General features: G+C 65.3%; 22 protein-coding genes. 17 read left to right on the plus strand and 5 right to left on the minus strand.

The window, feature by feature from the left end:
* Positions 1-13: 13 nt before the first annotated feature.
* The 5 genes from FBY30_RS09790 to FBY30_RS09810 are packed head-to-tail and all read left to right on the plus strand — an operon-like array spanning position 14 to position 4,800.
* Positions 14-1,546 carry an extracellular solute-binding protein gene (locus FBY30_RS09790; protein ID WP_142132707.1) on the plus strand — a complete coding sequence of 511 codons (1,533 nt, stop codon included), beginning with the start codon at positions 14-16 and terminating at the stop codon, positions 1,544-1,546.
* Entirely contained in the window at positions 1,547-2,521 is a 975-nt protein-coding gene (locus FBY30_RS09795) for an ABC transporter permease (RefSeq protein ID WP_142132708.1), read from the plus strand.
* On the plus strand, positions 2,521-3,393 hold the full coding sequence (locus FBY30_RS09800) for a carbohydrate ABC transporter permease (RefSeq protein ID WP_142132709.1): 873 nt from the start codon (positions 2,521-2,523) through the stop codon (positions 3,391-3,393). The genes FBY30_RS09795 and FBY30_RS09800 overlap by 1 nt, the downstream gene beginning before the upstream one ends.
* 21 nt (positions 3,394-3,414) lie before the next feature.
* On the plus strand, positions 3,415-4,128 hold the full coding sequence (locus FBY30_RS09805) for a rhamnogalacturonan acetylesterase (protein WP_142132710.1): 714 nt from the start codon (positions 3,415-3,417) through the stop codon (positions 4,126-4,128).
* Positions 4,129-4,134: 6 nt separating this feature from the next.
* The gene (locus FBY30_RS09810) at positions 4,135-4,800 is read left to right on the plus strand and encodes a DUF1961 family protein (RefSeq protein WP_235009392.1); all 666 of its coding nucleotides are present in this window, start codon (positions 4,135-4,137) and stop codon (positions 4,798-4,800) included.
* A gap of 82 nt (positions 4,801-4,882) precedes the next feature.
* On the opposite strand, the gene FBY30_RS09815 is transcribed toward FBY30_RS09810, so the two are convergent.
* On the minus strand, positions 4,883-5,449 hold the full coding sequence (locus FBY30_RS09815; protein WP_142132712.1) for an ABC transporter substrate-binding protein: 567 nt from the start codon (positions 5,447-5,449) through the stop codon (positions 4,883-4,885).
* A gap of 300 nt (positions 5,450-5,749) precedes the next feature.
* On the opposite strand from FBY30_RS09815, the gene FBY30_RS09820 reads away from it, so the two are divergent.
* Positions 5,750-6,127 carry a DUF7793 family protein gene (locus FBY30_RS09820; RefSeq protein WP_142132713.1) on the plus strand — a complete coding sequence of 126 codons (378 nt, stop codon included), beginning with the start codon at positions 5,750-5,752 and terminating at the stop codon, positions 6,125-6,127.
* A gap of 16 nt (positions 6,128-6,143) precedes the next feature.
* Here FBY30_RS09820 and FBY30_RS09825 read toward each other — a convergent pair whose 3' ends face one another.
* On the minus strand, positions 6,144-7,166 hold the full coding sequence (locus FBY30_RS09825) for a LacI family DNA-binding transcriptional regulator (protein WP_142132714.1): 1,023 nt from the start codon (positions 7,164-7,166) through the stop codon (positions 6,144-6,146).
* Between the two features lie 152 nt (positions 7,167-7,318).
* Between FBY30_RS09825 and FBY30_RS09830 the strand changes: the two genes are divergently transcribed.
* The 9 genes from FBY30_RS09830 (at position 7,319) to FBY30_RS09870 (ending at position 16,865) form a co-directional block, all read left to right on the plus strand.
* A complete protein-coding gene (locus FBY30_RS09830; protein WP_142132715.1) occupies positions 7,319-7,663 on the plus strand; it encodes an L-rhamnose mutarotase in 345 nt (114 codons plus the stop codon).
* A gap of 86 nt (positions 7,664-7,749) precedes the next feature.
* On the plus strand, positions 7,750-8,916 hold the full coding sequence (gene rhaI, locus FBY30_RS09835; RefSeq protein WP_142132716.1) for an L-rhamnose isomerase: 1,167 nt from the start codon (positions 7,750-7,752) through the stop codon (positions 8,914-8,916).
* A 5-nt stretch (positions 8,917-8,921) separates the two neighbouring features.
* Positions 8,922-10,958 (plus strand): bifunctional aldolase/short-chain dehydrogenase, encoded by a 2,037-nt coding sequence (locus FBY30_RS09840; RefSeq protein WP_200830665.1) that lies wholly within the window; start codon positions 8,922-8,924, stop codon positions 10,956-10,958.
* The gene (locus tag FBY30_RS09845; protein ID WP_442858278.1) at positions 10,955-12,439 is read left to right on the plus strand and encodes a rhamnulokinase; all 1,485 of its coding nucleotides are present in this window, start codon (positions 10,955-10,957) and stop codon (positions 12,437-12,439) included. The genes FBY30_RS09840 and FBY30_RS09845 overlap by 4 nt, the downstream gene beginning before the upstream one ends.
* A 55-nt stretch (positions 12,440-12,494) precedes the next feature.
* Entirely contained in the window at positions 12,495-13,514 is a 1,020-nt protein-coding gene (locus FBY30_RS09850) for an acetylxylan esterase (RefSeq protein ID WP_142132718.1), read from the plus strand.
* A 48-nt stretch (positions 13,515-13,562) separates the two neighbouring features.
* The gene (locus FBY30_RS09855; RefSeq protein ID WP_142132719.1) at positions 13,563-14,888 is read left to right on the plus strand and encodes a glycoside-pentoside-hexuronide (GPH):cation symporter; all 1,326 of its coding nucleotides are present in this window, start codon (positions 13,563-13,565) and stop codon (positions 14,886-14,888) included.
* Positions 14,889-15,124: 236 nt separating this feature from the next.
* Positions 15,125-16,246 (plus strand): 3-deoxy-7-phosphoheptulonate synthase, encoded by a 1,122-nt coding sequence (locus FBY30_RS09860; protein WP_142132720.1) that lies wholly within the window; start codon positions 15,125-15,127, stop codon positions 16,244-16,246.
* 158 nt (positions 16,247-16,404) lie between these two features.
* On the plus strand, positions 16,405-16,617 hold the full coding sequence (locus FBY30_RS09865) for a helix-turn-helix domain-containing protein (protein WP_043452394.1): 213 nt from the start codon (positions 16,405-16,407) through the stop codon (positions 16,615-16,617).
* A gap of 149 nt (positions 16,618-16,766) precedes the next feature.
* Positions 16,767-16,865, plus strand: coding sequence for a 30S ribosomal protein bS22 (locus tag FBY30_RS09870; protein ID WP_003792170.1), 99 nt, complete (start codon positions 16,767-16,769; stop codon positions 16,863-16,865).
* Between the two features lie 102 nt (positions 16,866-16,967).
* Here FBY30_RS09870 and FBY30_RS09875 read toward each other — a convergent pair whose 3' ends face one another.
* Complete coding sequence (locus tag FBY30_RS09875; RefSeq protein WP_142132721.1) at positions 16,968-17,786, minus strand: HAD family hydrolase; 819 nt, start codon at positions 17,784-17,786, stop codon at positions 16,968-16,970.
* 78 nt (positions 17,787-17,864) lie between these two features.
* Between FBY30_RS09875 and FBY30_RS09880 the strand changes: the two genes are divergently transcribed.
* Together FBY30_RS09880 and FBY30_RS09885 are read left to right on the plus strand one after the other, a co-directional pair.
* Positions 17,865-18,119 (plus strand): glutaredoxin family protein, encoded by a 255-nt coding sequence (locus FBY30_RS09880; RefSeq protein WP_142132722.1) that lies wholly within the window; start codon positions 17,865-17,867, stop codon positions 18,117-18,119.
* 9 nt (positions 18,120-18,128) lie between these two features.
* Complete coding sequence (locus tag FBY30_RS09885) at positions 18,129-18,833, plus strand: redox-sensing transcriptional repressor Rex (protein WP_142132723.1); 705 nt, start codon at positions 18,129-18,131, stop codon at positions 18,831-18,833.
* Between the two features lie 74 nt (positions 18,834-18,907).
* Here the strand turns inward: FBY30_RS09885 and FBY30_RS09890 are convergent, their stop codons facing one another.
* Together FBY30_RS09890 and FBY30_RS09895 are read right to left on the minus strand one after the other, a co-directional pair.
* Complete coding sequence (locus FBY30_RS09890; RefSeq protein ID WP_142132724.1) at positions 18,908-19,741, minus strand: hypothetical protein; 834 nt, start codon at positions 19,739-19,741, stop codon at positions 18,908-18,910.
* A 218-nt stretch (positions 19,742-19,959) separates the two neighbouring features.
* Complete coding sequence (locus FBY30_RS09895; protein WP_142132725.1) at positions 19,960-20,508, minus strand: YceI family protein; 549 nt, start codon at positions 20,506-20,508, stop codon at positions 19,960-19,962.
* Positions 20,509-20,531: the final 23 nt, after the last annotated feature.

Genomic DNA, 20,531 nt, shown 5'->3' on the forward strand with positions numbered 1-20,531 from the left:
GAAAAGGAAAATAATGATCCGTAGGAAACTTTCCCTCGCCGCCGCCGTCGTTACTGCGACGGCCCTGAGCCTGACAGCGTGCAGCGGCGGCGGTGACGCCCCGGCCGCCGACCTCACCTCCGTCTCCATCATGGCCCCGTTCCTTGAAGCACAGCCGCCTGCCGCGGACGGCGCAGTCCAGAAGAAGCTTGAGGAGCTCACCGGCAAGCAGGTCAAGATCAACTGGGCCCCCAACGCCTCCTACGAAGACAAGACCAACATCACGCTGGCGGGATCGGACATCCCGCAGGTCATGGTGATCCAGGGGAAGACTCCAGGCTTCGTCAAGAACGCCCAGGCCGGTGCGTTCTGGGACCTCACGGACAAGCTGGACAAGTATCCGAACCTCAAGACCACGTTCCCGGACATCCAGAAGAACGCCAGCGTCAACGGCAAGGTCTACGGCGTGTTCCGGGGCCGGGCTCCCATGCGGACAGCGGTCATGTTCCGCCAGGACTGGCTGGACAAGCTGGGCCTGCAGCCGCCCAAGACCGTCGAGGACCTGTACAAAGTGGCCAAGGCCTTCACTGAGCAGGATCCGGACGGCAACGGCCAGAATGACACCTACGGCATCACCATCCCCAAGTGGGGTGCGCTGGGTACCAACAGCCCGTACGACGTGATCGAGGAGTGGTACGGAGCCGGGAACCGCTGGACGGAGCGGGACGGGAAACTCGTGCCCAGCTTCGAGACCGACGAATTCCTCGAAGCCGACCGGTTCATCAAGAAAATGGTGGACGAGAAGCTCATCAACCCCGACTTTGCCACCTTTGACAGCACCAAATGGAACGAGCCGTTCTTCAATGGCAAGGGCGGCATCATCGTTGACGTCGATTCCCGGGTGAGCGTCCTGATCAATCTCTTCAAGCAGGCAGACCCCAACAACTTCCAGAACAAGGTGGGCTTCGTCGGAAACCTCGAAGGGCCCGACGGCAAGCTGCACGCCCACCCCACCGACGGTTACTCGGGCTTCCTGGCTGTGCCCAAGGCCAGCGTCAAGACCGAGGCTGAGCTGGACAAGGTCCTGCAGTTCCTCAACACCATGAACGGCAAGGACGTGGCCATCCTGCTGAATAACGGCATTGAGGGCGTGAACTTCAAGGTGGAGGACGGCAAGGCGGCCACGATCAAGCCGGAAACCCCGGAGGGCAAGGCTGTCACCACTGACATCAAGAGCTATGCCCAGCTGGGCATGAACGTTGCGGGAAACACCTTCTACCCGGTCAAGCAGCCCACGGACTACGAACAGCAGGTCTTCGACAAGCGCACCGACGTCATGGCTGAGGACCTCAAGAGCGCCGTCTACAACCCGGCCGCGCCTTACGTTTCCGCAACCTACGTGGCCAAGGGTGCCCAGTTGGACAACATCGTGGCCGATGCGCGCATCAAGTACCTGGCCGGCCAGATCGATGAGCAGGGCCTCAAGGACGCCATCAAGCTGTGGGACACCAGCGGCGGCGACAAGGTCAAGGAAGAGATCAACAAGCTCTGGCAGGAAAACAAGTAAATGGCAACCCCTGTCATTGACACCCTCGCCGGAGAGCGGGCGGGCAAGACCACGCCCGCTCCCCGGAAAGGGGGCAGGTTCTCGGTCCATTTTGCGCACTACAAGTGGCTGTACCTGCTGCTGCTGCCCGGCGTGGTGTACTTCGCGGTGTTCCGCTACGCCCCCATGTATGGGGTATCCATCGCCTTCAAGGACTATGTCCCCTTCCTGGGCGTTAACGGCAGCCCCTGGGTGGGGTTTCGGAACTTTGAGGACTTCTTCGCCAACCCGGACTTTCCCCGGCTGCTGGGCAACACCCTGATCCTGGCATTCCTGAACCTTGGGGTAGCCTTCCCGCTGACCATCATCCTGGCTCTGCTTTTGAATGAGGTCCGGCTGTCCATCCTCAAGCGCACCGTCCAGACCCTGGTGTACATCCCGCACTTCCTGTCGTGGACCATCGTGGCCTCGCTGAGCTTCCTGCTGTTCGCCCTGGACATCGGACCGCTGTTCAAGACGCTCAACGGGATCATGGGCACCAACATCGACTTCCTAAGCGACCCGGCCTGGTTCCGGCCCCTGATCGTGCTCCAGGAAATCTGGAAGAACACCGGCTGGGGCACCATTATCTTCCTGGCCGCCCTCGCCACCGTGGACCAGGACCAGTACGAGGCCGCCATCATCGACGGCGCCGGCCGCTTCCGCCGGGTCTGGCACATCACCCTGCCCGCGATCCGCTCCACCATCATCGTGATGCTGATCCTGGCCATCGGCCAGATGCTCAACACCGGCTTCGAACAGATCTACCTGATGACCAATGCCCTCAACCGCGAAGTGGCGGACGTCTTTGATACCTACGTCTACTTCGTGGGCATCACCCAGGGCGCCTACAGCTACTCCACCGCGGTGGGCCTGTTCAAATCCCTGGTGGGCATCGTGCTGATCTTCGGCACCAACTGGCTGGCCAAGCGATTCAACCAGAGCGGACTGTTCTAATGAAGATCCACAACACCCGCGGCGGGCGCATCTTTGACGCCGCCAACTACGTTTTCCTGTCCCTGATCGGCATCATCACGCTGCTGCCGTTCGTCTACGTCTTCGCCGGTTCCTTCGCAACCGAGGCCGAGATCACCCGAAGGGCGTTCTTCGTCTGGCCCGAGCAGTTCACCCTGGGCTCCTACGAGTACATTTTCGCCACCCCGGCGTTTGTCCGCGCCCTGGTGACCACCATCCTGGTCACGGCAGTGGGCACCCTGGTCCAGTTGGCCTTCACCGTGACCATGGCCTACCCATTGGCCAAGAAGACACTGCGCGGCAGGAACGTGATCCTGTCCCTGGTGGTCTTCGCCATGGTGTTCTCCGGCGGCATGATCCCCACATTCCTGCTGGTCAAGGACCTGGGCCTCCTCAACTCCTACTGGGCCCTGATCCTGCCGGCCGCGATCAACCCGTTCAGCCTGATCATCATCAAGAACTTCTTCCAGGAGCTCCCGGCTGAGCTGGAGGAGTCGGCCAAGATGGACGGGGCCACCGAAATCGGGATCCTCTGGCGGATCCTGCTGCCGCTGTCCAAACCGGTCCTGGCAACCTTCGCCCTGTTCTACGCCGTGGGCATCTGGAATGACTTCATGTCGCCCCTGCTGTACCTGAGCGACAACTCCAAGTGGACCCTGCAGATGTACCTGCGCCAGGTCACTGCCGCGTCGGACCTGTTGGGCACCGGCAACGTGGATCCCAACTACATTCCGCCTGAACAGGGCATCAAGTTCGCCGTGATCGTGGTGGCCACGTTGCCCATCCTCATTTTCTATCCGTTCCTGCAGAAGCACTTCGCCAAGGGCATGCTCATAGGCTCCGTCAAGGGCTGAACCATCAGAGGAAAGAACACCATGAAGATCCTGCTGGCCGGCGACTCCACCGTGGCCAACTGTCCCACCCACGAGTTCCCCATGAGTGGGTGGGGTGCCCAGCTGGCCCCGCTTACCTATACGTGGGGCGCTGTGCACAACTTCGCCAAGGGCGGTGCCAGCACCGAATCCTTCCGTGCCGAGGGGCTGTGGGCGGCCCTGCTCGCCGAGGCAGGCGCCGGCGACCTGGTGCTCATCCAGTTCGGCCACAACGACCAGAAGAAGCAGCATCTGGCGGCCCGCACCGGGTACGCGGCAAACCTGCGCACTTTGGTGGCCGAGGTGCGTGCCCTGGGCGCCGCTCCGATGCTCTGCACACCGGTGGAGCGCCGGCACTTCCTGGACGCGCCGTCGTCGGACGCTGTTCTGGAGGAAAGCCTGGAGGACTATCCCGAGGTGGTCCGCGAACTCGCCCTGGAGCTGGGAGTCCCCGTGCTGGACCTGAACGCCTGGACTCGGGACCTGTATCTGCGGCTGGGTCCGGGCCGGTCCCGTGAGCTCTTTTGCCACTTTGGGCCCGGTGAGCACGCGCACTGGCCCCACGGCTTGGCCGACGATACCCATTTTTCGCGGCAAGGGGCCGCGCTGGTGGCGGGGGAAGTGGCCGGGCAGCTTGGCGGGCTGGGGTACGGGGCGGTCGGCGCACACCGGCCGCCCGGTGTTAGGGAGTTAAGCCCGACGGCGGGACGCAGCTAGGTGGGCATGGCAGGCCTGGAGGCTGGCGTCCTTTACCGCAACCCGCTGGCCGGGCCGGACGACGTTGCCGGGTGGGTGGCGGAGGGGCCGCTAAGCCTAGGCAGCCACGACGGTGCACTGGAACTGTCCGGGAGCCTGGACGACCAGGAGTTCGGCGACCACGCGCACTGGACGTTCTGGTGCCCGGAGGAATTTCCGGATGGCATCCGCATCAGCTGGGAGTTCCTGCCGCTCGCGGAACCCGGCCTGGCCATGCTGTTCTTCGCCGCAGCCGGCCATGGCGGGCTGGACCTCTTCAGCCCGGAGCTTGCGGCCAGGACCGGCTACTACCCGCAGTACCACTCCGGCGACATCGATACCCTGCACGTCTCCTATTTCCGGCACAAGTACCAGTCCGAGCGGGCGTTCCGGACCTGCAACCTGCGCAAGAGCGCCGGGTTCGAACTGGTGGCCCAGGGTGCGGACCCGCTGCCGCCCGCGGAAGACGCCATGGACTTCTACCGGATGGAAGTGCTCAAGGACGGCCCGCTGGTGGCGTTTTCCATCAACGGGCTGCCGCTCTTTGAGTGGCGTGATTCGTCGGACAGGGTGCTTGGCGGGGGCCGGATCGGCTTTCGCCAGATGGCGCCGCTCCGGGCTGCCTACCGGAACCTGGCAGTGGAAAAGCTTTAGGCCGGCGAGCATATGCATGGCAAAGCGGGCGGCCCTTTCGGGGCCGCCCGCTTTGTTGGCATTGCAGGTTACGTTCCGGGAACTAGAGCCCCAGGATGCGGTTGAGCAGGTTGGCCAGGCCGTTCAGGCCGGTCCCGCCATCCAGGAGGCCGGTGACGGCGCAAAGGAGGTTGCCCACCAGGTTGCCCGCTCCGGTCTGGGACGTGATGTCCAGGACCACCTGGTTCAGGTCCACGTTAAGCCCCAGGAGATCCAGGTGCAGCGGACCGAGGACCAGGTTCAGGACGTCGCAGCTGCCCCCGGACGCCAGGGCAGCCGCGGTGGAGGGTGCCGCCGCGGCGGTGGTGGTTACCGTCTGGGTGACCGGGGTGGCAACGCCGTTAAGGTCCGTGAAGGTACCCTGCACCAGGCCGGTGACGGTCAGCTGGCCATTCTGGGCGCTGAAGCCGGACGGCGTGAACGAGCCTACGAAGGTGCCAACGCCGTCAATGGTCTGGTTGATGGTTCCCGTTACGTTGGCAACCTGTGATGACTGGGAAGCGGCAGAAGGAGCCGCTGGAGCCGCTGCCGTCGCCGGGCCTGCCATGCCGAAGAGCATGGCGCCGGAGAGGGCAATGGCGGTGACTGAAGCTGAGACCTTTGTTCGCATTTTCGGTAAATCCTTTCAGCGCCGGGTTGCGGCGCAGTGAACCCCCCGAGGCTCCGCCCCCATGGAGAACCCCGGCGGAACTGGTTATTTCAAATGCAGTTGTTCAGATGCAGCCCTCGCGGGCCGCGACACGCAGCTCCAGATGGTGATCCAGGCCACGGGCACGTCGACAACCTATTAGTAAGTATGCTGATTAGTCAAGCCGACTGCAGGGCCGCCCGGCGCGGGGCCGTCGTCCCGGCTCCCCGCGCTAAGGCAAGATAGTGGGGTCAGGAACTGCCCACTGGAGGGAGGCGGGCCATGGAACCCGTAATGGTCGACGGCGGCAAGGGCACGGTGGAGTTGCGCGCCGATGGCATCATCCACCTCATTTGGGAGCCCAGCGTCCGCATTGAAGTTGAGGATGCACAGGCGGCCATGGCTGCGGTGAACCGCATAGCCGGCGACGGCACCTATCCCATGCTGGTGGACATGGCCACCACCGAGAATGTCAGCATCCAGGCGCGCTCGGTCTTCTCCATCCCTTGTGCGGCCAATCGGATCGCCCTGCTGGGGGCAAGTCCCGTGGACCGGATCATCGCCAACTTTTTCCTGGGCGTGCACATCCCGCCGTGCCCCACGCGCTTCTTCACTTCCCGGAGTGACTCCATGAAGTGGCTGCAGCAGTCCGGCAAATAGCCCTTACCCTGCCGGCCTAACCTGCGGAGGGTGCGTCCGTGCTCTGCCGGACCACCAGTTCGGGGGTGAACACCACGGACCGGTGGACCGGATTTTGCGACTCCACTTCCTCGGACAGCAACTCGATGGCCGTCCGGCCCAGCAGTTCCGTCGGCTGGCGGATGGAGGAAAGCGGCACCACTGCCGACGCTGAGAAATCAATGTCGTCGTAACCAATCAATGCCACGTCCTCCGGGATGCGGAAGGTATGGGTCATGGTGAGCGACTGCATGACGCCCAGGGCCAGGAGGTCGTTGGCGCAGAAAATTCCCTCCGGCAACTCTTCCCTGCCCCGTTCCACCAGCATGTCGCCCACGCTGCGGCCGGCCAGCACGGTCTGACCCTCGGCTTCCAGCACCTCCAGTGTGGCTTCCGGCTCCTCCTTCACGGCCCGCTGGGCCCCCTGGAGACGGTCCGCCACCTGCCGGATGGAGGTGGGGCCGCCAACAAAGGCGAGCCGGCGGCGGCCGGTGTCCAGCAGATGCCGGGCGGCAAGGTACCCGCCGGCGTCGTCGTCCACTGCGACCGAACTGAACTTGGATTCGTCAGCCAGCCGGTCCACCAGAACCGTGGGCACTCCGCGCTCGCGGAGGAGGTCCAGCCTCTCCGTTATATCGCCCACCGGGGAAATCAGCAGGCCCTGGACGCGCTGTTCCTGGAAGAGGTCGATGTAGTTGGCCTCGCGCCCGGCATTGTGGCCGCTGTCGCCGAGCAGGACTGCACTTCCCTGTAGGGCGGCCGCGTCCTCGGCCGCCCGGACCACGGAGGTGAAGAAGGGGTTTCCCACGTCCAGGACGATGAGGCCGATGGTGCGGCTGTGGCCAACGCGGAGCTGCCGGGCGGCGTCGTTGCGGACGAAGCCGAGGTCATCGATGGCGCGCAGCACCCGCTCCTTGGTCCGCTCCGACACGCGGTCCGGATAGTTCAGGACGTTGGAGACGGTGCCCACGGCCACGCCCGCGTGGGTGGCGACGTCCTTGATGCTGGCTGTGCGGTTCATCGATTCTCCGTGCCGATATGCCCGCGGCAGTTGGTACCGCGCGGGAAATCAAAAGTTCTTGCCATTGCTTGACACCTGCTCAAATCCAAGAGTACTTTGAATCGTACCAATGAAACGATTCAAAAAATCGTGAAGTTTGAAGAGGAGTTCCAATGAGGGTGTGCTTCCGTTCCTCAGTCCAGCCGGCGCTGATTGATGAGTACCGCCGGCGCCACGCAGAGGTCTGGCCGGAGATGCTGCACGCCCTCAAGGAAGCGGGCTGGCACAACTATTCCCTCTTCCTCGGCGAAGACGGACTCCTGGTGGGCTACGTGGAATGCGACGACTTCGACGCCGTCCGCGCCCGCATGGCCCTCACGGACGTCAACGCCCGCTGGCAGGCAGAGATGGCAACGCTTTTCGAAGAATCCGGCCAGGCACCCGACGAAGGGTTCCAGGTCCTTGAGGAAGTCTTCAACCTCGACAGCCAGTTGGCGGCCCACCCCTCCGCGGGCTGAACGGGGCACAAAACCAGCACGGCTCCAGCAGCGGGGCACCAACCACAATGCAGCAGAATGACGCTCAAACACCGGAAAGAACCATCATGAATGACGTAGCAACGGCGCTGGGCAGGCTCGGGGAGCTTGCCATTGAGGTCCCTTCATGGGCCTATGGAAATTCGGGTACGCGGTTCAGGGTGTTCGGTACGCCGGGCACGCCGCGGACCGTGCAGGAGAAGCTGGCGGACGCCGCCAAGGTGCACGAGCTGACCGGCCTTGCCCCAACCGTGGCCCTGCACATTCCATGGGACAAGGTGGACGACTACGCCGCGTTGAAGGACTACGCCGCCGGCCTGGGTGTTGGCCTGGGCACGATCAACTCGAACACCTTCCAGGATGACGAGTACAAATTCGGCTCCCTGACGTCCTCCAATGAGGCCGTCCGCCGCCGGGCGGTCGACCACCACCTGGACTGCATCGAGATCATGCATGCCACCGGGTCCCGCGATCTGAAGATCTGGCTGGCGGACGGGACCAACTACCCGGGGCAGGACGATCTGCGCGGGCGCCAGGACCGGCTGGCAGAATCGCTGCAGGAGATTTACGCGGCCTTGGGCGATGAGCAGCGGCTGGTGCTGGAGTACAAGTTCTTCGAGCCGGCTTTCTATCACACGGATGTTCCGGACTGGGGCACCTCCTACGCCCAGACGCTGGCCCTGGGGGAGAAGGCGTTCGTTTGCCTGGATACCGGCCACCACGCGCCTGGCACGAACATCGAGTTCATCGTGATGCAGCTGCTGCGCCTGGGCAAGCTGGGTTCCTTCGACTTCAACTCGCGCTTCTATGCGGACGATGACCTGATCGTGGGTGCCGCGGACCCGTTCCAGCTCTTCCGCATCATGCACGAGGTGATTCGCGGCGGCGGGTACGGCAAGGACTCGGGCGTGGCCCTGATGCTGGACCAGTGCCACAACCTGGAGGAGAAGATCCCGGGCCAGATCCGGTCGGTGCTGAACGTCCAGGAGATGACGCTGCGCGCCCTGCTGGTGGACACGGCCGCCTTGGACGAAGCCCAGCGCGCCGGGGATGTCCTGGCCGCCAACGGTATCTTCAACGATGCGTTCTACACCGACGTCCGGCCCATCCTGGCCGAATGGCGTGAATCCCGGGGCCTGCCGGCGGATCCGATGGCCGCCTTCAAAGCCAGCGGTTACCAAAAGAAGATCAACGAGGACCGCGTGGGCGGCCAGCAAGCCGGATGGGGCGCATAAGAGTTATGAGCAACAAGACTGTTGAAGACCTGATCTCCCGTTCCAACCGCCTGGGCGCGGATAAGCGGAACACCAACTTCGCCGGCGGCAACACCTCCGCCAAGGGCACCGAAACGGACCCGGTAACCGGTGAGGACGTCGAACTCCTGTGGGTGAAGGGTTCCGGCGGGGACCTGGGCACGCTGAAGGAGCAGAACCTTGCGGTACTGCGCCTGGACCGGCTGAATGCGCTGAAGAACGTCTACCCGGGCGTGGAGCGCGAGGACGAGATGGTGGCCGCGTTCGATTACTGCCTGCACGGCAAGGGCGGCGCGGCCCCCTCGATCGACACGGCCATGCACGGGCTGGTGGACGCCGCGCACGTGGACCACCTGCACCCGGACTCCGGCATCGCGATCGCGACGGCGGCCGAGGGCGAGGCGCTGACCGCCAAGATCTTCGGGAACAAGGTGGTTTGGGTGCCGTGGCGCCGTCCCGGGTTCCAGCTGGGCCTGGACATCGCTGCAATCAAGGACGCCAACCCGCAGGCCATTGGCACCATCCTGGGCGGGCACGGCATCACCGCCTGGGGTGCCACCAGCGAAGAGGCCGAGGCCAATTCTCTATGGATCATCGAGCAGGCGGAGAAGTACATCAGGGACAACGGCAAGACCGAGCCCTTCGGCCCCAAGCTGCCCGGCTACGGGGCCCTGCCCCAAGAGGAGCGGCGCGCCAAGGCCGCAGCCCTGGCACCCGTGATCCGCGGCCTCGCCTCCACGGACAAGCCGCAGCTGGGGCACTTCAGCGATGACGCCGTCGTCCTGGACTTCCTGGAAAGCGCCGAGCACCCGCGCCTGGGCGCGCTGGGCACGTCCTGCCCGGACCACTTCCTGCGCACCAAGGTCAAGCCGCTGATCCTGGACCTGCCCGCCGACGCCACGATCGAGGACTCCATCGCGCGGCTGCACGAGCTGCACGCCGACTACCGGGAGGACTACCAGGCCTACTACGACCGGCATAAGGACGAGAACAGTCCGGCGCTGCGCGGAGCGGACCCGGCGATCGTCCTGGTCCCCGGCGTGGGCATGTTCTCCTATGGCAAGGATAAGCAGACCGCCCGGGTGGCCGGCGAGTTCTACATCAATGCCATCAACGTCATGCGCGGCGCCGAAGCCATCTCCACGTACGCCCCGATTGAGGAAGCCGAGAAGTTTCGGATTGAGTACTGGGCGCTGGAGGAAGCCAAGCTGGCCCGGATGCCCAAGCCCAAGTCCCACGCCACCCGCATCGCGCTGGTCACCGGTGCCGCATCCGGCATCGGCAAGGCCATCGCCACGCGTCTGGCGTCCGACGGCGCGTGCGTTGTCATCGCCGACCTGAACCTTGAGAACGCACAAAAGGTCGCCGAGGAACTGGGCGGTGCCGACGTCGCCATCGGCGTCCAGGCCGACGTGACCGACGAGACCCAGGTCGCTGCCGCGATCGACGCGGCTGTCCTGGCGTTCGGCGGCGTGGACCTGGTGGTCAACAACGCCGGGCTGTCCATCTCCAAGCCGCTGCTGGAAACCACCGAAAAGGACTGGGACCTGCAGCACAACGTCATGGCCAAGGGCTCGTTCCTGGTGGCCAAGGCCGCTGCGAAGGTCATGATCGCGCAGGGGATGGGTGGGGACATCATCTACATCTCCTCCAAGAACTCCGTGTTCGCGGGCCCTAACAACATTGCCTACTCCGCCACCAAGGCAGACCAGGCCCACCAGGTCCGGCTGCTCGCGGCCGAACTCGGTGAGCACGGTATCCGGGTCAACGGCATCAACCCCGATGGCGTGGTCCGCGGTTCCGGGATCTTCGCCGGCGGCTGGGGTGCCAAGCGCGCCGCGGTCTACGGCGTGGACGAGGAGAAATTGGGCGAGTACTACGCCCAGCGCACCCTGCTCAAGCGCGAGGTCCTGCCCGAGCACGTGGCCAACGCCGCCGCCGTGCTCACCAGCAACGAACTGTCCCACACCACCGGCCTGCACATCCCCGTGGACGCCGGAGTGGCCGCAGCCTTCCTGCGGTGAGTGCCTTGCCTAAGAGTGCCGACGGCGGCGTGCCCACCCCGGGTGTGTTCGCCGCCGTCGACATCGGAGCCTCCTCGGGGCGCGTAATGCTGGGACGGGTTTCCCCGGCCGGGGCGGCGCTGGAGACCGTCCACCGCTTCCCCAACGGCGTGGTGGAGCACGACGGCGGCCTCCACTGGGACTTCGACGCCCTGTACGCGAAGGTGCTCGAGGGCCTGCGTGCTGCCGCCACGGTGGCCGCGGTGCAGGGCGAAACCATCGCGAGCATCGGCATCGACACCTGGGCCGTGGACTACGGCCTGGTGGACGACGCCGGGAAACTGGCGGCGCAGCCGTTCAGCTACCGCGACGACCGCAGCCGCACCGCCGTCGACACCGTGCACGCCATACTGGACCCGGCGCGCCTGTACCAGACCACGGGGCTGCAGTTCCTGCAGTTCAACACCATCTACCAGCTGGCCACCGAGCAGGACCTGGACGGGCTGCAGGCGCTGCTCATCCCGGACCTGATCGCGTTCCTACTTACCGGGGCGCGCCGTACCGAGGCCACCAACGCCTCCACCACGGGACTGTTCGACGCTGTTGCGGGGGAGTGGGCCACCGAGTTCTTTGCGTCACTGGGCCTGCGGAAGGACCTGTTCCCGCCGCTGATCCAGCCCGGTGAGGCGTACGGCACCCTCCTGCCGGACGTGGCCCGGGCTGTGGGCCTTCCGGCGGAAACCACGGTGGTGGCGGTCGGCTCCCACGACACCGCCTCCGCCGTCGCCGCAGTTCCCGCCGGGGATGAGGCCTTCGCCTACATCTCCTCCGGCACCTGGTCCCTGGTGGGCCTGGAACTGAAGCACCCCGTCCTCACCCAGGCCAGCCGTGCGGCGAACTTCACCAATGAACGCGGCGTGGACGGCACCATCCGCTACCTGCGGAACGTGGGTGGGCTATGGCTGCTGAGCGAATGCCAGCGGGCGTGGGCCGGCGAAGGTTTCCAGCCGGACCTTGCCGCCCTCCTGGCTGCCGCCGCGGCACTTCCCGCCGGCGGGCCGCAGATCAATGCCGATGATCCGGACTTCATCGCCCCGGACAACATGCCCGAGCGCATCCGCGCCGCTGTGCGGCGTGCGGGTGCGGACCTGGCGAATGATCCAGCGGCCATTACGCGCTGCATCATGGACAGCCTCGCGGCAGGCTATGCCAGGACCATCACGGACGCGGAGCGCCTGGCGGACCGTCCGGTGGAGGTGGTGCACGTGGTGGGCGGAGGCTCGCAGAACGCCCTGCTCTGCCAGCTCACCGCCAACGCCACCGGCAAGCCGGTGATCGCCGGCCCGGTTGAAGCCACCGCCCTGGGCAATGTACTCGTCCAGGCACGCGCCGCCGGGGCCGCCACCGGCGGCCTGCCGCACCTGCGCGAAATCGTGGCGGCCGGAACCACCCTGCGCCGCTACGAACCGCTTGTCAGCGTCCACCAGGGGTACGTGCAGTAGAAATAGACGAACTCACCGCGAGCCGCCGCACAACCGAAAACAGAACAGGACAACGATGCCCCTCTTCGACCTTCCCCTGGCACAGCTGCGCAGCTACACCTCCGAGGTCACGCCGCCGGAAGACCTGGACGCGTTCTGGGATGCCACCCTCGACGAAGCCCGCGCCTTGCCGCTCAATGCAACCTTCGAGCCGGTGGAGAACTACCTCACGGTGATCGACACCTTCGATGTCACCTTCTCCGGCTTCGGCGGCGCACCGGTCAAGGGCTGGCTGCACCTGCCTGCCAACCGGGAGGCAGGTGCCCAACTTCCCGTGGTGGTGAACTACATCGGCTACTCGGGCGGCCGCGGCCTGGTGAACCAGGACACGCGCTGGGCACAGGCCGGGTACGCGCACTTCATCATGGACACCCGCGGCCAGGGGTACGGCGGCACGCTGGGGCACACCGCGGATCCGCACCCGTCAGCCGGGGACGTGGCGCACGCCGGCCTCATGACCAGGGGCATCACCAGCCGCGAGGACTACTACTACCGCCGGGTGTATGTGGACGCGTTCCGCGCCGTGGAAGCCGCCCAGGCCCACCCCGCCGTCGACGCCGCCAAAGTGGTGCTGGCCGGGGTGAGCCAGGGCGGCGGCCTGGTGGTGGCCACGGCGGGGCTCACCGCCGGACGGCTCGACGGCGTCATCGCCGCGCTGCCCGACGTTCCGTTCCTGCAGGACTTCCCCCGCGCCATCGACATCACTCCACGCGGACCGTACCCGGAAATTGCCCAGTTCCTGGCCCGGCACCGGGAGCGCTACGACGACGCCCTCGCCGTCCTCAACTATTTCGACGGCGTCAACCTGGCCCGGTATGCCACCGCGCCGGCGCTGTACTCGGCTGCCCAGATGGACGATATCTGCCCGCCGTCCACCGTCTTCGCCAGCTTCAACGCCTACGGCTCCGGGACATCCGCCGCATCCGCCACGGGAGCTGCCAAGGAGATCGAGGTGTACCGGTTCAACAACCACGAAGGCGGCCAGGAGCACCAGTGGATCCGGCAACTGGTGTTTCTGCGCAAGATTCTGGGGTAGATTCCTGTTCGGGTGAGAAAGCGGTTTCTCGCTCGGGGACAGGAAGAAATGAAGCCACTGAACACGGCCGCAATCGTAGGCTACGGTGCCGGCGACGCAGCCAACAGCATGATCATCAGTACTGCCAACATGTTCCTGCTGGTCTACTACACCGATGTGGCGGGGATCGGAGCGGCAGCTGCCGGAACCCTGCTGGTGGTTGCGAGGGTGTTCAACGCCTTCACGGACATCGCTGCCGGCAGGATCGTTGACCGTTTCCACAGCCAGCGGTGGGGAAAGTTCCGGCCCTTCCTGCTCTTCGGCTTTGTTCCGCTGGTGCTGGGCGTGGCCGTTTTCCATGTGCCCGACGTCGAGCCAGGCCTGAAGCTGCTCTACGCCTACTGCACCTACTTCCTGGTCTGCCTTGCCTACAGCCTGGTCAACGTCCCCTACGGCTGCCTGGTGGGCGCCATGACCCAGGACCCCCGCGACCGGGCCAGGCTGGCGGGAGCGCGGACCATCGGCGGCCTGTCGGTAGGGGCGACGCTGGGGTTCTTCGTGGCGCCGCTCCTGGGCAGGGGCGGGGATGTCCAGCAGATCTTCACCGTGATGACACTGGTCTTCGCGGTGCTGGGCTCCGGCCTGTACGTGTTCACCGGGACCGCCTGCCGGGAACAAGTTGCCGGCAGCGTTCCCAAAATCACCTGGCGCCAAACCATCGACGCTCTCAGGGTCAATTCGCCCCTGGTGGTACTTTGCCTCAGTTCGGTACTGCTGGTGACAGGAAACTCCGCCACCGTGGCGTCGCAGTTCTACTACCTGCGCGATGTCCTGGCCCGCCTGGACCTCTTCCCCCTGATGGCGGCATCGCAGGTGGTCATTACCCTGGCGCTTGCCGTGCTGATGCCGCGCCCTGTCGGCAGATGGGGCAAGAAGGCAGTGTTCGCTGCTGGCTGCGCCCTCGGCGCTGCAGGCGGACTGGTGGTTTTCCTGGCGCCGGCAGAAGCCCCCTGGCTGGCGGTGGCCGGGATGGTCCTGGCCCAGCTTTCGGCCGCGACGGTAAGCATCCTCACCTGGGCGCTCATCGCGGACACCGTGGAATACGGGGAGTGGAAAACAGGCGTCCGGGTCCAGGGCATCAATTACGCCCTCCTGGCCGCCACCCGGAAGCTGGGCATGGGCTTCGGCGGCGGATTGGTCGCCTTCGCACTGGCGTGGGGCGGCTACTCCTCGTCCGTCCAGGAGCAGGCGGCGCCGGCGCTCACGGCCATCCGCGCCGCCGCCGGACTGCTGCCGGCCGCATTGGTGCTGGCCGCCGTCGTCATCATGTCCTGGTATCGGCTCACGGACCAGAAACACGCCGAACTGGTGGCAGGCCTCCAGAAGTCGCGATGAAACAAATGTGACGGACGCTGATTTTGCGGCCACGCGCACCCGGGTTTATGGTCTCTTCCATGACTAACCGTTGGTATGCGTATTTTTCGTTGGCTCTGGAGGGGCCCGCGTCTAACTGACACGCATCCAGCATTCCTTCAGAGCCAACAGGGCAGAGATTATTCTCTGCCCTTCGCCGTTTCTCCGGCGGGTTCTGAAATCCGGGCCCGCTTCCCATCTGGAACAGGACCCCCAACATGAGCACCGCAACAGCATCAGCCCCCGCCACCGAGACCAAGTCCACGTCGAACCTGCGGGTCAGCGAATTCACCCCGCTGCCCACCCCCTCCGACCTCCTCGCAGACCTGCCCCTGGACGCCCGGGCAGCTGCCGTCGTCGAACGCGGACGCGATGAGGTCCGCGCCATCATGGACGGCGTGGACGACCGTTTGCTGGTCATCGTGGGTCCCTGTTCCATCCACGACCCCAAGGCAGGGCTGGAGTACGCCCGCCGGCTGGTCAGCCAGGCCGAAAAGCACAAGGAAGACCTGCTGATCGTCATGCGGACCTACTTCGAAAAGCCGCGCACCACGGTGGGCTGGAAGGGCCTGATCAACGATCCCCGGCTGGATGGCAGCCACGACATGGTCACCGGCCTCCGCACTGCCCGGCAGTTCCTGCAGCAGGTCACCGCCCTGGGCCTGCCCACCGCCACCGAATTCCTGGAGCCAATCAGCCCCCAGTACATGGCTGACCTCATCTCCTGGGGCGCCATCGGTGCCCGCACCACCGAAAGCCAGATCCACCGGCAGCTTGCCTCCGGCCTGTCCATGCCCATCGGCTTCAAGAACGGGACCGACGGCGGCCTGCAAGTTGCCATCGACGCCTGCGGGGCCGCGGCGGCGGCCCAGGCGTTCCTGGGGATTGACGGCGAGGGCCGGGCGGCACTGGTGGCGACGGCCGGGAACCCGGACACCCACGTCATCCTCCGCGGCGGCCGCAAGGGGCCCAATTACTCAGCGGCCGACGTCGAACGTGCCTCCAGCGAGCTGGCGGGCAAGGGACTGAACCCGCGCCTCATCGTCGACGCCAGCCATGCCAACAGCGGCAAGAGCCACCACCGGCAGGCCGAGGTGGCGCTGGAGATCGGCGCGCAGCTGGAGGACGGCGGGACGGCGGCGCGCGCCGTGGCAGGCGTCATGCTGGAAAGCTTCCTGGTGGGCGGGGCCCAGAACCTGGACGTCGCGGAACACGCAGCAGGGCGCTCTGAACTGGTCTACGGCCAAAGCGTCACGGATGCCTGCATGGACTGGGATGTTTCCGCGTCCGTCCTGGAGCAGCTGGCGGCATCGGCGCGGAAGCGGAGGCAGGCCAAATAGGGGGGGTGAAATAGGGGGGGCGCCCTACTTTCACATCTGCCACATGAACATCTAGAGTATCTATTTAGGTGGTTGGTGGATGGCTCAGCATCGGAACACCGCATTGGCACGTACCTGGGGTCACTGTTGTCCATCCGTCAGCAAAGGAAAATAGGGAAATGTCGGCAGAACAGAACTTCTCCAACGCGAAGTTCCTGACCGTGGCTGAAGTGGCCGAGGTCATGCGCGTCTCCAAAATGACTGTCTACCGGCTGGTGCACTCCGGCGAAATGCCGGCGGTACGCTTCGGCCGCTCCTACCGGGTCCCCGAAAACGCCGTTGAACAGTACCTCAAGGGTGCTGTCGTGGACGGCCACACCGAGACCGCCTGAGGCTCTGTCCTGAGCCGCTCCTGATAGGCGGTACCCTGTTAAGGAACGTTTTACGTCATTGTAAGAATCTGTCAGTTGTTCAGTTCGTAGCTTTGTCCACGGACATTCTCCATCAGACAGGTACTGCATCTAGTTTGTAAGGAACTTTCGTGGGTTCAGTTATTAAGAAGCGTCGCAAGCGTATGGCCAAGAAGAAGCACCGCAAGCTGCTTCGCAAGACCCGTCACCAGCGCCGCAACAAGAAGTAGGAATACTTCGAACAGCGTGGAAAAGCCCGTCGCCTTCCGAGGCGGCGGGCATTTTCTTTAACCGGGCTACACGCCGGGCTAGTTCCCGGGCTACTTCCCTGGCTAGGCCCGCGGGCCGCGCATCCGGGCGAAGCCCTTCCAGAGGCCGTATATGGCACCGCCAAAAGTGGCTGCCTTGAGGCCGAAGGTGGCAGCCCGGCGGCCGGCGCGGAAGTCGTAGACCGGCCAGTTGCGGTCGCGGGCGTGGCGGCGCAGCTTGGCGTCCGGGTTGATGGCAACGGGGTGCCCCACCAGCGACAGCAGCGGGACGTCATTGTAGGAGTCGCTGTAGGCCCAGCAACGCTTGAGGTCCAGGCCTTCCTCGTCGGCAATGGTCTGGACAGCCACGGCCTTGGCTGAGCCGTGCAGGATGTCGCCCACCAGCCGGCCGGTGTACATGCCGTCCGACACCTCGCCCACCGTCCCCAACGCTCCGGTCAGTCCCAGGCGGGTGGAGATCACGGTGGCCACCTCGATGGGTGTGGCCGTCACCAGCCAGACGCGGCGGCCCACCCTGAGGTGCTGTTCCGCCAGTGCCTTGGCCCCGGGCCAGATCCGCGACGCAATCATTTCGTCATAGACCTCTTCGCCCAGCGCCTTGATGTCGTCAACGGTGATCCCTGCGGCCAGTGTCAGGGCAGAATCCCGCACGGCATGGACATCGTCGATGTTTTCCCCGCGCGCCACGAACTTGAACTGCTTCCACGCGAAGCCGGCGGCCTGGGCCAGGGTGAACGCTCCGCGCTGGTGCATCTTCCGCGCCACATGGAAGAGGCTGGCTCCGCGCATCAGGGTGTTGTCCACGTCGAAGAACGCCGCTTCGCCTGGCTGCGGCTCGGCAACCGGGCGCGTGACTACGGCGACGTATTTCTCCTCGGGCATGGACTTGAGTCTAGTCAATCCAGTGGCCTGCCGCCGTCGGCGTCACCGGCAGCACGCGAACGGCGATACCGTTAAGCCATGGCTACACCCCGCGTCGTCCTGGTCACCAAAGCTGACTGCCACCTTTGCGAAGACGCGCGCGACGCCGTCAGCCGGGTTACTGCCTCATTGGGCCTCACGTGGAGCGAAGAGTTGGTGGACAACCAACCCGAGCTGCGCGAGCGCTACGCCGAGGAGATCCCGGTGGTGTTGGTGGACGGCGTGCAGCGCGACTTCTGGAAGATCGACGAAACCCGGCTGGAACGCGTGCTGCAGCGCGCCATGGCCCAGTAGGGAGTACCGGTGACCTCCCTGGACTCAACGCCGCAGCCCCTCCCGGACCTTCCGGACGCCACGGGCACCCCGCCCAAGCAGATACCGCCTGCCGCCGTAGCCCGGCTGACGCTCTACCTCCGTGCCCTGAACACCCTGCTCGCGGAGGGCGTGGAGCGCGTCTCCTCCGAATCGCTGGCGGAGGCCTCCGGCGTCAGTTCCTCAACCCTGCGCAAGGACCTCTCCTACGTGGGATCGTACGGAACCAGGGGCGTGGGCTACGAGGTGCAGTACCTCAGCCGCCATATCGCCGCCGCACTTGGACTGACGCACGACTGGAAAGTGGCCATTGTCGGGGCCGGCAACCTGGGCAAGGCCCTGGCCCGGTACGGCGGCTTCGAGTCCCGAGGGTTCGACGTCGTGGCCATTTTCGACGCCGACCAGATGGTGGTGGGCAGCGAAGTGGGATGGCTGCGGGTCAGCGACGTGGCGGACCTCGAAACAGTCCTGCATCGGACCGGGGCCAACATGGTGGTGCTCGCGCTTCCGGCCGCCGTGGCCCAGGGCGTCTGTGACCGGGTGGTGGCGGCGGGCGTGCACAGTGTCCTGAGTTTCGCGCCGGTGATGCTGCAGGTTCCCGACGGCGTCAACCTGCGCAAGGTGGACATGGCCACCGAACTCCAGATCCTGGCCTATCACGCCCAGCGGGCACAGACACCCGGCCAGACGGCCTAGGCGCCGGCTTACCGCAGGCGGCCCGGGAAGCATTGCTGCTTCCCGGGCCGCTTGTTTCCCGGCGGACGTGCTGGTTACCGCCCGTAGGGGTTGCCGAATCCACCGGAGTACGGGTTGGCGAAGGGCTGCTGCTTCCGGAAGTACGGCGCAGCTGCAGGCAGGTAAAGCAGCACGATGGCTACGATGCCCAGGACAGTTCCCAGCGTTCCGATGGAGGGAACCCCAAACAGGCCAAAAATGGACAGGGCCGCGAAAACTGTTCCCAGGATGCGGGCCCAGTTCCTGCCCTTGCGGATGAAGAAGGCCACCAGCAGGTAGAGCGCGGCACCGATGATGCCGAAGACCACCAGCGTGCCGGCAATGAAGCTCTTCATGCTGTCGTAGCTGATGTCTGTCCCGCTGGAGCGCATCTGCTGTTCAAAAAGCTGCCGGAGCTCGGGGCTGTCCAGCTGGGTGAGCCCGAGGATCATGCCGATGACGAAAATCACCCCCGACGCAATGAGCAGCCAAAAGGAGATGTTCACCAGTTGGGGAACGCCGTTGCTTCCGGCCGGCTGCGGCTGCTCGGAGGGGTACTGGCCGTAAGGGGACTGTCCATACGGCGACTGGCCGTACTGGGACTGGCCTCTCTGGGGCTGCCCGTAGCCGGGAACCTGGGGGGCGTTCTGCCCATACTGGGATCCCTGCGACCCATACTGCGGTGCGTTCTGGCCGTACTGCGGGGCATTCTGGCCATATTGCGGTGCTGCCGGCGGCTGCTGCGAGCCGTACTGGGGCTGGTTCTGGCCGTACTGCGGTGCGTTTTGGCCGTAGCGCGGGGGCTGGGCTCCGGACTGGTCGTTGCCGGATTGTCCGTTGCTGGTATGCGGGTCTTCGGACCCGGGAGGCGGGACGGGAGGAGTACTCATGGGCGTTCCTTCTGCAGGGTCGGGATCCAGGTAGGCTGCCGGGAATCGGTCCTCAGCCTTCCCCCCAGCATGGCTTAAGTCCACCGTACCCCCGGCGGGCGGCGTTGTGGATGATTCGGGAGGTGTCGATGCACGCGTTTGCCGGTGTACCTTTGCCCGTTAAACACGGCACCCCGGCCGTGCCGTGCAGGCAGGCCGGGGTGCCATGAAGGGGGGAATTAGGCTGCGGGAGCGATGAAGGCGAGCTCCAGGTTGATGGCCACCTTGTCGCTGACCAGCACGCCGCCGGTTTCCAGGACGGCGTTCCAGGTCAGGCCGAAGTCCTTGCGGCTGATGGTGGTCTCGGCGGAGACGCCGGCGCGGGTGTTTCCGAACGGGTCCACGGCCACGCCGTTGAACTCGGTTTCCAGGGTCACGGGACGGGTAACGCCCTTGATGGTCAGGTCGCCGGTGAGTTCGTAGCTGTTGCCCTTGGCCACCAGGCCGTTGGAGACGAAGGAGATCTCGGGGAATTTCTCAACGTCGAAGAAATCCCCGCCCTTGACGTGGCCGTCGCGGTTGGCGTCGCCGGAGTCGAAGCTGGCGGTCTTGATGGTGGCGTTGATCTTGGAATCCGCCACATCCTCGGCCAGGTCCAGGGTGGCGGCGGCTTCGGTGAACTGGCCGCGGACCTTGCTGATGCCCGCGTGGCGGACGGTGAAACCGATCTCGCTGTGGGAGTTGTCCAGGGTCCAGGTGCCGGTGGTGACGTCTGCGGGAAGTGCCATGATGTTGCTCCTTATATAGCTGT

The organism is Arthrobacter sp. SLBN-83 (genome assembly GCF_006715285.1).
Lineage (GTDB): Bacteria > Actinomycetota > Actinomycetes > Actinomycetales > Micrococcaceae > Arthrobacter.

Bases quoted from the DNA above. Each gene is read 5' to 3' on its own strand.
- FBY30_RS09790 (WP_142132707.1), top strand. From the start codon at position 14: ATGATCCGTAGGAAACTTTCCCTCGCCGCCGCCGTCGTTACTGCGACG.
- FBY30_RS09825 (WP_142132714.1), bottom strand. From the start codon at position 7,166: ATGAACCGCACAGCCAGCATCAAGGACGTCGCCACCCACGCGGGCGTG.
- FBY30_RS09860 (WP_142132720.1), top strand. From the start codon at position 15,125: ATGAGCACCGCAACAGCATCAGCCCCCGCCACCGAGACCAAGTCCACG.
- FBY30_RS09875 (WP_142132721.1), bottom strand. From the start codon at position 17,786: ATGCCCGAGGAGAAATACGTCGCCGTAGTCACGCGCCCGGTTGCCGAG.
- FBY30_RS09815 (WP_142132712.1), bottom strand. From the start codon at position 5,449: ATGCGAACAAAGGTCTCAGCTTCAGTCACCGCCATTGCCCTCTCCGGC.
- FBY30_RS09805 (WP_142132710.1), top strand. From the start codon at position 3,415: ATGAAGATCCTGCTGGCCGGCGACTCCACCGTGGCCAACTGTCCCACC.
- rhaI (WP_142132716.1), top strand. From the start codon at position 7,750: ATGAATGACGTAGCAACGGCGCTGGGCAGGCTCGGGGAGCTTGCCATT.
- FBY30_RS09810 (WP_235009392.1), top strand. From the start codon at position 4,135: ATGGCAGGCCTGGAGGCTGGCGTCCTTTACCGCAACCCGCTGGCCGGG.
- FBY30_RS09880 (WP_142132722.1), top strand. From the start codon at position 17,865: ATGGCTACACCCCGCGTCGTCCTGGTCACCAAAGCTGACTGCCACCTT.
- FBY30_RS09800 (WP_142132709.1), top strand. From the start codon at position 2,521: ATGAAGATCCACAACACCCGCGGCGGGCGCATCTTTGACGCCGCCAAC.
- FBY30_RS09895 (WP_142132725.1), bottom strand. From the start codon at position 20,508: ATGGCACTTCCCGCAGACGTCACCACCGGCACCTGGACCCTGGACAAC.
- FBY30_RS09865 (WP_043452394.1), top strand. From the start codon at position 16,405: ATGTCGGCAGAACAGAACTTCTCCAACGCGAAGTTCCTGACCGTGGCT.
- FBY30_RS09830 (WP_142132715.1), top strand. From the start codon at position 7,319: ATGAGGGTGTGCTTCCGTTCCTCAGTCCAGCCGGCGCTGATTGATGAG.
- FBY30_RS09855 (WP_142132719.1), top strand. From the start codon at position 13,563: ATGAAGCCACTGAACACGGCCGCAATCGTAGGCTACGGTGCCGGCGAC.
- FBY30_RS09840 (WP_200830665.1), top strand. From the start codon at position 8,922: ATGAGCAACAAGACTGTTGAAGACCTGATCTCCCGTTCCAACCGCCTG.
- FBY30_RS09890 (WP_142132724.1), bottom strand. From the start codon at position 19,741: ATGAGTACTCCTCCCGTCCCGCCTCCCGGGTCCGAAGACCCGCATACC.
- FBY30_RS09795 (WP_142132708.1), top strand. From the start codon at position 1,547: ATGGCAACCCCTGTCATTGACACCCTCGCCGGAGAGCGGGCGGGCAAG.
- FBY30_RS09850 (WP_142132718.1), top strand. From the start codon at position 12,495: ATGCCCCTCTTCGACCTTCCCCTGGCACAGCTGCGCAGCTACACCTCC.
- FBY30_RS09820 (WP_142132713.1), top strand. From the start codon at position 5,750: ATGGAACCCGTAATGGTCGACGGCGGCAAGGGCACGGTGGAGTTGCGC.